Source organism: Candidatus Methanoperedens nitratireducens (genome assembly GCF_900196725.1).
GTDB lineage: Archaea > Halobacteriota > Methanosarcinia > Methanosarcinales > Methanoperedenaceae > Methanoperedens > Methanoperedens nitroreducens_A.
Genome location: NZ_FZMP01000114.1, coordinates 1 through 7,936, shown reverse-complemented (window position 1 = coordinate 7,936; position 7,936 = coordinate 1). Strand labels below are relative to the sequence as shown.

Annotated in this window: 13 protein-coding genes; 6 read left to right on the top strand and 7 right to left on the bottom strand. The window is 43.6% G+C overall.

Annotated elements, in window-relative coordinates; genetic code table 11:
* Window positions 1-111: 111 nt before the first annotated feature.
* On the top strand, window positions 112-1,755 hold the full coding sequence (gene ade, locus MNV_RS08530; protein WP_179293882.1) for an adenine deaminase: 1,644 nt from the start codon (window positions 112-114) through the stop codon (window positions 1,753-1,755).
* Between the two features lie 37 nt (window positions 1,756-1,792).
* Here ade and MNV_RS08525 read toward each other — a convergent pair whose 3' ends face one another.
* From MNV_RS08525 to MNV_RS08505, 5 genes are read right to left on the bottom strand one after another with little or no spacing between them, the layout of a single operon-like run.
* Complete coding sequence (locus MNV_RS08525; RefSeq protein WP_096205225.1) at window positions 1,793-2,629, bottom strand: DUF63 family protein; 837 nt, start codon at window positions 2,627-2,629, stop codon at window positions 1,793-1,795.
* On the bottom strand, window positions 2,629-2,922 hold the full coding sequence (locus MNV_RS08520) for a MoaD/ThiS family protein (protein ID WP_096205224.1): 294 nt from the start codon (window positions 2,920-2,922) through the stop codon (window positions 2,629-2,631). Before MNV_RS08520 ends, MNV_RS08525 begins: the two co-directional genes overlap by 1 nt.
* Complete coding sequence (locus MNV_RS08515) at window positions 2,900-3,388, bottom strand: hypothetical protein (protein WP_096205222.1); 489 nt, start codon at window positions 3,386-3,388, stop codon at window positions 2,900-2,902. The genes MNV_RS08520 and MNV_RS08515 overlap by 23 nt, the downstream gene beginning before the upstream one ends.
* Window positions 3,389-3,394: 6 nt before the next feature.
* Window positions 3,395-3,784, bottom strand: a complete 390-nt coding sequence (locus tag MNV_RS08510) for a hypothetical protein (RefSeq protein WP_096205220.1) — start codon at window positions 3,782-3,784, stop codon at window positions 3,395-3,397.
* Between the two features lie 48 nt (window positions 3,785-3,832).
* Window positions 3,833-4,027, bottom strand: coding sequence for a YHS domain-containing protein (locus MNV_RS08505; protein ID WP_096205218.1), 195 nt, complete (start codon window positions 4,025-4,027; stop codon window positions 3,833-3,835).
* A gap of 185 nt (window positions 4,028-4,212) precedes the next feature.
* Here MNV_RS08505 and MNV_RS19530 point away from each other — a divergent pair, with 185 nt between their 5' ends.
* From MNV_RS19530 to MNV_RS08485, 5 genes are all read left to right on the top strand, one after another.
* The gene (locus MNV_RS19530) at window positions 4,213-4,359 is read left to right on the top strand and encodes a hypothetical protein (protein ID WP_179293881.1); all 147 of its coding nucleotides are present in this window, start codon (window positions 4,213-4,215) and stop codon (window positions 4,357-4,359) included.
* A gap of 68 nt (window positions 4,360-4,427) precedes the next feature.
* Window positions 4,428-6,053 (top strand): ABC transporter permease subunit, encoded by a 1,626-nt coding sequence (locus MNV_RS08500; protein ID WP_179293880.1) that lies wholly within the window; start codon window positions 4,428-4,430, stop codon window positions 6,051-6,053.
* A gap of 9 nt (window positions 6,054-6,062) precedes the next feature.
* Window positions 6,063-6,809, top strand: a complete 747-nt coding sequence (locus MNV_RS08495; protein ID WP_096205216.1) for an ABC transporter ATP-binding protein — start codon at window positions 6,063-6,065, stop codon at window positions 6,807-6,809.
* Window positions 6,810-6,815: 6 nt separating this feature from the next.
* Window positions 6,816-7,004, top strand: a complete 189-nt coding sequence (locus tag MNV_RS08490; protein WP_096205214.1) for a hypothetical protein — start codon at window positions 6,816-6,818, stop codon at window positions 7,002-7,004.
* On the top strand, window positions 6,983-7,288 hold the full coding sequence (locus MNV_RS08485) for an AAA-associated domain-containing protein (RefSeq protein ID WP_096205212.1): 306 nt from the start codon (window positions 6,983-6,985) through the stop codon (window positions 7,286-7,288). Before MNV_RS08490 ends, MNV_RS08485 begins: the two co-directional genes overlap by 22 nt.
* Before the next feature lie 216 nt (window positions 7,289-7,504).
* On the opposite strand, the gene MNV_RS08480 is transcribed toward MNV_RS08485, so the two are convergent.
* The gene (locus tag MNV_RS08480) at window positions 7,505-7,705 is read right to left on the bottom strand and encodes a hypothetical protein (protein ID WP_096205210.1); all 201 of its coding nucleotides are present in this window, start codon (window positions 7,703-7,705) and stop codon (window positions 7,505-7,507) included.
* A gap of 91 nt (window positions 7,706-7,796) precedes the next feature.
* The gene (locus MNV_RS21235; RefSeq protein ID WP_179293879.1) at window positions 7,797-7,904 is read right to left on the bottom strand and encodes a UPF0175 family protein; all 108 of its coding nucleotides are present in this window, start codon (window positions 7,902-7,904) and stop codon (window positions 7,797-7,799) included.
* Window positions 7,905-7,936: the final 32 nt, after the last annotated feature.

Sequence of the window (7,936 nt, the reverse complement as noted above, 5' to 3'; positions counted from 1 at the left end):
CTTCATCTGCTCCTGATAGGGCTTTTAGCCACCATGCATACTGCTTGTTAGTATCCATGCCACTATATATGGTGGCTTAGATTATATAATTTACTAATTTATTTTTCGGTAATGCATAAGGAGATATTAAAAGGCGACATAGCGATAAGCTCGGGGTTCATCGCCGGTATAGGCGATGTGGATGAACTGACCGATGCAAAAACAACGATTCTCGATGTAAAAAACGCCCATGTCTGTCCCGGGCTTATAGACGGGCATGTGCATTTCGAATCAAGCATGGTAACACTTACGCAATTTGCAAAACAATCGCTCGTTCACGGAACAACAGGCATCGTAATCGACCCTCATGAGATCGCCAATATCCTTGGCACGAGAGGCATCAGGCTGGTGCTGCGCGAGGCAACACAACTTCCGATAGACGTTTTTGTCATGATATCATCATGCGTTCCTTCAAGTCCCCTTGAAACTTCAGGCACCAGGCTCGGAAGGAAAGAGATAAAGGAATTCCTGGATAAGAAGTACGTGGTGGGGCTTGGCGAGGTGATGGATTATCCTGCTGTCCTGCGAGGCGACCCTGAAAAGCTCAGAATGATATCGTCGGCTCTTGAGCGGAAACTTGTAGTGGACGGTCACTGCCCCGAAATGAGAGGAAGGGAACTCTTCGGATATATGAGCGCCGGGATTTCAAGCGACCATGCATCTGTAACGTACGATGAGGCGCTTGAGAAAGCGCGCATCGGGATGAAAATAATGCTTCGCGAAGGCTCTGTGGCGAAGTGTCTTGAAGATTTTATGCCGAAATTGATCCAAAACGGCGTATCCCTTGAAAATTTCTTCTTCGCTACTGATGATAAAAACCCTGCCGACCTCATAAAAGGACACATGGATGCGCTTGTAAGGGCTGCTATCAGGCTTGGGACAGACCCTGTACAGGCGATTTCCATGGCTACCATTAATACAGCCCGCCATTACAGAGTGGACCAGCTTGTTGGCTCGATAAGCATCGACAGAAGAGCAAATCTTGTAATACTGGATGACCTGGCGGCTTTCAGGATAAAGACCGTGATAATACGAGGCGAAATAGCTCCAAAAATAACAGGAATCCGGTATCCAGAATATGTTTTCAGGACTTTGAAGTGCAAAAAAATAAGCCCGGATGACCTGAAGCTGCGCTCAGAGGAAAAGAAAGTATCTGCCCATATAATAGAGATCGTGCCTGGTAAGCTCATCACGGAGAGAAGTATCGAGGAATTAGAAACAGACGGGATGGCTGTACTGCCTGATGTAGAACGCGATATACTTGCCATTGCTGTAATAGAACGTCACGGGAAATCGGGAAATATAGGCAGGGGCTTTGTCCGCGGCTTTAACCTGAAAAAGGGTGCAATAGGACAGAGCATGGCGCATGATTCGCATAATATCATTCTCGTTGGCACGGATTTTGAGGATATGGCGCTTTGCGCTAACAAGCTCAGGGAACTCCAGGGAGGGATAGTGCTTGCAAAAGACAGGGTAATAGATTACCTGCACCTTCCTTTTGCCGGCATCCTGAGCACAGAGAGCGCAACTGTAGTGGACAAGAAATTAGAAGAGTTGCACAGGGTGGTCAGAAAGATGGGATGCAGGCTTGATGCGCCGTTTATACAGATATCTTTCCTGGCGCTGCCGGTCATCCCGTCGCTTAAGATAACGGATATGGGGCTGGTGGATGTCGAGGCGTTCAGGGTAATCGAACCTGTAATAAATGATGTCTAAGTCCGGATATTTTCCGACCGTTGATAGTGAGTAAACATCAGACCCCCAAGGTAATCCCGATCAGATTCCTTGCGCCCATAGAAAGACCGAGAACGATCAGAGTCAGTATAAGCATATACTTCTCATCATTGTTCGTATCTTTTCCGGAATCCCTTTCAAGCACGAGGATGATCAACAGCACCAGGACCAGAGATAGGGGTATCAATATTATCCCTGTCCCGAAAGCAGAAGCCAGAAAAGTGCTAAAAGGATGCTTGTTCGTATATCCCAGCAGGTCGGTGCCAATATAGGTTGTAAATGAATCAAGCAGGAATGAAAAGATTACAATGGAGTAAACCCTGCTGCGAAGATATGCCATACCAATAGTAGAAGAAATTTTTTTTATGATGCCGGTTAATGCTATCGCAGGGAAAAGACTATATATCAGGATTTCAGAATTCCAGTTACGGGAATTAAAAACAAGGAACATAATCCCTGCTATTGATATTATTATCCCTGCGCCTGCGTATGTATTAATATAATTCTCTATTTTCCCGGTCCTCTCAAGATACCTCGTCAAAAGAAGGATGCCAAAACATACAGCAAAGATCACAAAGTAAATAAGCGGCGTGATGAAAAGATATTTGACAGGGGGAGAAAGGAGGTTTGCATCCTCAATGACCCTGAATACCGAACCCATGAGAACATACGGTACCGTAGCAAGCACGAACTCTTCATCGATCCTGATGCTCAACTTGTTCAATAATCTTAAGACGCCGTAAACACCAGCAAATAAAACAATGACATACGTGAGCATGTCGATATGGTTATAGCTCGTATCATTGATTATGCCTTCAATATAGTTCCTGTTTATGAAATCAATCAATCCGTTCATTATCCACCGCAGAATCCGTAAACAAATTCAATGTTATCCCCATCATGCAATTCCTGTTCCAGCAGTTTCTCAGGCGCAGCTCCGTTTATGAAGACCACGCATCCGTTCAATTGCCCGCTGACAAGAGTGGTTTTATACGTGGTATCAATATTCTTATCTTCTCCTGCCTTAACTATTTTTGCATCAATGAGCTGCAATAGTTCTTTGAGCTTTGAGCCTTCCAGAAGCTCAACAATATCCATCTCGCCTGTCAGCTCCTGCTGGGTAAAATCATAGTGCACTTTTATTTCCATATATAATTGACCTGTCTTTTAAGATGGCTCTTGTGATATAGGCGCTGCCTGCCAGGTTGGCTAATAATCCAATGATTATGATAGTATCTTTATATTCAGTAAGGAACGACGATGTTGCAAGAACAAAGCCCACCGCGGGCAGCAGATCGCTCACATGATGCAGGCAGCATGCTATCATCGCAATGGACGAAGTGGCTGAGCCTGCCATGCCCATTTTCTCGGAGCCGGAAACGTTTCCCGCTGTCAGGTTCCTGTGGTACCTGAAAAGCCCCATCTGGACTCCGACCGCCAGGGGGATAAGGTACACGAAGATGCCGTTATCAAGAAAAACAGAATAACCGCTTTTTAAAGAACCCTCTGCCAATGAAGCAATAGAGATGTTGAAAAAGACTACAAGTATCCCCATCGTTGATCCGAAAACAAAAGGATTTTTTAAAAAGCTTTTAAAAGCTTGTTTTCCTGGCATGTTATATTACCACTTGAATACCCTTTCTTTTACACCTGCAACATCCTGGATAACAAGTTCAAATCTCTTGCCATCGATCTTCGGGAACCGGAGCACTCCGCTTGCATGATGTCCCCCACCGCCTTCGTAGGAAACAGGCTTGTATGTTTTCCCTCCGGAATCCCTGAGATAGGAGATATTCCCGAACGCATCGTTATAATCCTTGTGAGCAGTGACCTTGATCTCAAAAGCTGTAGCATCCGTGATGTCAGGGAGATAGGTTGCTGTTATTGTTATACCGGCGTCCGAATTCTCACGAGGCTCAAGTAAATCTGCAGGAGGCTGGTCGCTTGATATACATCCTGTTGCGGTCACTGCAATAATCGTAAAAAGTACTATTATAATCGATAGTCTCATTTTCTCTCGTTTGTTTAAATTGAAAAAATTAATATAAACTACCGGGAACTACCAGAACTTCCACCAGGGCTTTTTCTCGCCGCCCATGCCAACAGGTCCGCCTTTAAGGTATTTTTCAGGCTCCGATTCAAAAACTTTCTTGCATCCTGGCGCGCAGAAGTAGTATGTTTTCCCTTTGTACTCTGTCTTATACTGTGCCGTGCTTTCATCAACCTGCATTCCACAAACCGGGTCTATTTGCATATTCATTTCCTCCTTTTAAGATGAATTTAAGGATATATGTATTTTACGCCTGATGTAAAGTAACTGTTCTTCAAGAGGCGGGGATTTCAATACAATCCCCTGCCCGGAGAATATTCGCTTTAAATTCACAAAACCGGATTTTAACTTAAAACAAAAGCAAAGCCACGAGGTTCTCAAGGCAGTGGATGATGGCTATACACATCCCTGTGCCTTTCGTGTTCCTGCTGCGGATATTTTCAGGTCTTAACTGGACTGTTATACCGCTGCTTGTGCTTTCCGATGTTGCAGGGCAGATAGCGGGCGGAAGGCTCGGAAAGCGGGATGCGCAGTAAGCGATCTCTCATATAAACAGCGGGTACTTTAAAAAGAGTTATTATTTATGCTGTGAATGCAGCTAACAATGAGAAAAGGACACTTTATCCTTGCAATCATACTCTTTTTGATCACAATCACGTTAGCTTTCTATTTTTTTGATTTTATAGACTTCCTTGAGCTTGGATCACTTCCATACTACGCTGCATCCTCTTTACTGCGGATGAGCGTCGCTTACTTCTTTGCGCTCTGCTTCGCTCTTTCATACGGTTATGTCGCCGCAACAAATACAAGGGCAAGAAGGTTCATGCTCCCCGTCCTGGATATTCTCCAATCCGTTCCCATACTGGGGTTTTTCCCTGCTGCTGTCCTTTTCTTCATTGGACTTATTCCGGGCAGGCCGGGAGTAGAAGTTGCGGCAGTTTTCCTGATTTTTACAAGCATGGCATGGAACATGGCTTTTGGGGTTTACGAATCCCTTACCACTATCCCGAAAGAGCTCATAGAAGCTGCGGATAGTTTCGGGGTTCGAAGATGGCAGCGCCTTGAGAATCTCACACTTCCTGCATGCGTCCCGAAACTGGTTTACAACAGCATCATGTCCTGGTCGGCAGGATGGTTTTTTTTAGTTGCGTCCGAGCTCATCTCTGCGGGGTCGGGAACGTATAAACTCCCCGGGCTCGGGAGCTTTCTGATAGACACGACATATTCAGGGAAAATAGCCCTCATGCTTGTTGGATTATCCGTATTGATAATTATCATACTTTTACTTGAGCTGTTTATCTGGAGACCGATGCAATCGTGGGCTGACAAGTATAATTATGAGTACGCAGGTGAAAAAAGACCGCGTGAGTTCATCTTTAATGTAAAGGCAATCAAACAAGTATTCCGATTTATCTTCGATGTTTTTTCAAAGATAACTGTATCACTGTATATCCAGTTCTACAAACATAAAATTATTAAAACCGCCATGAAATTTTCAGGTCTTCTTATTTTATTCCTGAGCCTTGTCTATATCATATATGAGCTTGTTATCTCCATAGTTAAATTGCTGCTGAACCTTCCGGCTGATGCTTATTCCATCCCGCTTGCAATAGTGTACTCGTTTTTGCGGTTAAGCGCAGCATACGTAATCTGTACCTTATGGACGATTCCGGCAGCCGTTTATATAGTGAATAACAAAAAAACTTCATCTTACCTCATGCCTCTGATGGAAATCGCGGCTTCCATCCCTGCGATCGCGCTCTTCCCGGCAATGGTCGTTATTTTCATAAAATACGGAAGCCTGGATATTGCGGCTGTTATCCTCATACTGCTCGGGATGCAGTGGTACCTGCTTTTTAACCTGATCGCAGGTGTAAGGTCAATCCCGAAAGATATAGATAATGCCGCTACATCCTTCGGGGTCAAAGGAAAGCTCTACTGGAAAAAAGTTCTTTTACCTGCAATGTTCCCTTCATTTATCACAGGGAGCATAACCGCTTGGGGAGGAGGCTGGAACACGCTTATAGTTGCCGAATACATTGTCTTTAAAGGGCAGGAATACCACCTTTTCGGGATAGGGTATCTGCTTGATAAAGCGACATTTGAGTCGCCGGATTCAAGTATGGTACTGTTATCCGTGCTCGGTATGGCTATAACCATTATATTCCTGAATAGACTTATATGGCAGCCTTTATACAGGAGAGCGCTGGCTAAATATAAATTCGATTAAGAGGCATGAATGCTGGTAGAGATAAGAAACGTATCGAAAACCTATGAAACTGATGGTACCGGGATACCGGTTCTTGAAAATATTAATTTCGCTGTAGAAGACAACGATTTTATTTGTATCGTGGGCCCATCGGGATGTGGAAAGAGCACTCTCCTGCGGATAATCATCGGACTTGAGAAACCTACTTCAGGGGAGGTTTTTTTTAAAGGTAAAGTAATAGCGCCCGATAACCCGAAAGTTGCCATGGTCTTCCAGAACTTCGCGCTTTTCCCGTGGCTTACGGTCAAGGAGAACATAGAACTCATACTTGAATCTAAGGGTGTGAATGATAAACAGAGAGAAAATATAGCCTGTAAATATATTAAATCTGTAGGGCTTGATGGGTTTGAGAAGGTCTACCCGCGCGAACTTTCAGGAGGTATGAAGCAGAGAGTCGGGTTCGCGCGCGCTCTCGCTGTGGAACCTGTGCTATTGTGTATGGACGAGCCGTTCTCATCTCTTGATGCACTGACAGCCCAGAACTTAAAAGACGAACTGCTGATGCTGTGGGCAGATAAAAACATGCCGCCTGATGCGGTAATCATGGTAACCCATAATGTAGAGGAGGCTGTGTACATGGCTAACCGCATAATCGTCCTCTCACCGCGTCCCGGAAAAGTCGTGGCGGATTTAAGAATTGAACTGGAAAGGCCCAGGAACAGGAAAGACCCTGAGTTCTATCGATGGGTTGATAAGGTGTTTTCACTAATAATATAGTAAAACATGATTTTTCCAAAAACAACAATCAGCGAGATAATAGGGCTGCTTGAAGCAGTCAATGACGCAGGAGGAGTGGAGGATGCCGCCCGCCTGGCTGCCGATTTTGATCTTGAGCTTGATGAAATCCTTCCTTCCATCGATGCGCGGAGATACTCGGGCTTGCCGTTACTATGGATGGCAATATCGAACTGACAGCAGATGCACGGAAACTACTTGATGCAGGCATACAGGAGAGAAAAAAGATAATAAGGGATAAAGTTGCAGGTGTGGAGATAATAAAAGAGCTCAGGAACGAACTCATGGAGTCGGATGAGTACAGGATGAGTAAGGAGGACGTTCTCAAATTCATCCAGAGAAGGATACCCTCTGCCGATACCGACAGTTATTTCAGGATAATAATCAACTGGACAAGACACGCCGGGTTAATAGGGTATGACAGCGACTCTGAAGAGATTTATCTTATGCCGAAAAGGTGAATACTTAAAAAATGCCTCTGTGCCTTTAAAACTCTTCCACAAGCCATAGCCATAGGAAAAGTTATTCCTCAAAAATCTCTTTTAATACCGCCTGTAAAGATAAAACCAGTACGCTATTCTTTTTCGCAACTTCTCTTGCTTTTTTATCGTTAGTTACAAATATACATTTTCTTGTTTTGCAAAATGCGATTGCTTCTAATTCTCCTTTTCCAAGATCTAAAATTTTTGTAATTTCTCGTATTCTTCTATTACTTCATCGCTTAATGGAATTGTTCTTATTTTTATGAATACATTATGCGGATAAGCATAGCCATATTCTAAAGGTACTGAAAGTTCATCATGTATCTTTGGAGTTAAAACAACTTTGTTCGTGAAAAGCTCTGTTAAGATATCAATAGAATCAATCTTAGCAAACATGCTTAAAATATCGGTATCAACGATTATAAATTCAATATTACCTCAACCTCCCTATCAATCTCATTGGAAGGTATGCTCGGTACTTCGATTTTTATACTCTATCCTTCAGTATCTCTTTAAAATCTTCTATGTTTACTCCGCATATCTCAGCGCCTCTTGAAAGGGAAATTTTTCCATTTTTATATAAATATATTGCCACCGGTACTATCCCATAATCCAGTTATGAATAAA

What these genes read in the sequence shown, in the direction of transcription:
- MNV_RS08480 (WP_096205210.1), bottom strand. Translation starts at nt 7,705, where the DNA reads ATGTTTGCTAAGATTGATTCTATTGATATCTTAACAGAGCTTTTCACG.
- MNV_RS08510 (WP_096205220.1), bottom strand. Translation starts at nt 3,784, where the DNA reads ATGAGACTATCGATTATAATAGTACTTTTTACGATTATTGCAGTGACC.
- MNV_RS08490 (WP_096205214.1), top strand. Translation starts at nt 6,816, where the DNA reads ATGATTTTTCCAAAAACAACAATCAGCGAGATAATAGGGCTGCTTGAA.
- MNV_RS08525 (WP_096205225.1), bottom strand. Translation starts at nt 2,629, where the DNA reads ATGAACGGATTGATTGATTTCATAAACAGGAACTATATTGAAGGCATA.
- MNV_RS08520 (WP_096205224.1), bottom strand. Translation starts at nt 2,922, where the DNA reads ATGGAAATAAAAGTGCACTATGATTTTACCCAGCAGGAGCTGACAGGC.
- MNV_RS08505 (WP_096205218.1), bottom strand. Translation starts at nt 4,027, where the DNA reads ATGCAAATAGACCCGGTTTGTGGAATGCAGGTTGATGAAAGCACGGCA.
- MNV_RS08485 (WP_096205212.1), top strand. Translation starts at nt 6,983, where the DNA reads ATGGATGGCAATATCGAACTGACAGCAGATGCACGGAAACTACTTGAT.
- MNV_RS08495 (WP_096205216.1), top strand. Translation starts at nt 6,063, where the DNA reads ATGCTGGTAGAGATAAGAAACGTATCGAAAACCTATGAAACTGATGGT.
- ade (WP_179293882.1), top strand. Translation starts at nt 112, where the DNA reads ATGCATAAGGAGATATTAAAAGGCGACATAGCGATAAGCTCGGGGTTC.
- MNV_RS19530 (WP_179293881.1), top strand. Translation starts at nt 4,213, where the DNA reads ATGATGGCTATACACATCCCTGTGCCTTTCGTGTTCCTGCTGCGGATA.
- MNV_RS08500 (WP_179293880.1), top strand. Translation starts at nt 4,428, where the DNA reads ATGAGAAAAGGACACTTTATCCTTGCAATCATACTCTTTTTGATCACA.
- MNV_RS08515 (WP_096205222.1), bottom strand. Translation starts at nt 3,388, where the DNA reads ATGCCAGGAAAACAAGCTTTTAAAAGCTTTTTAAAAAATCCTTTTGTT.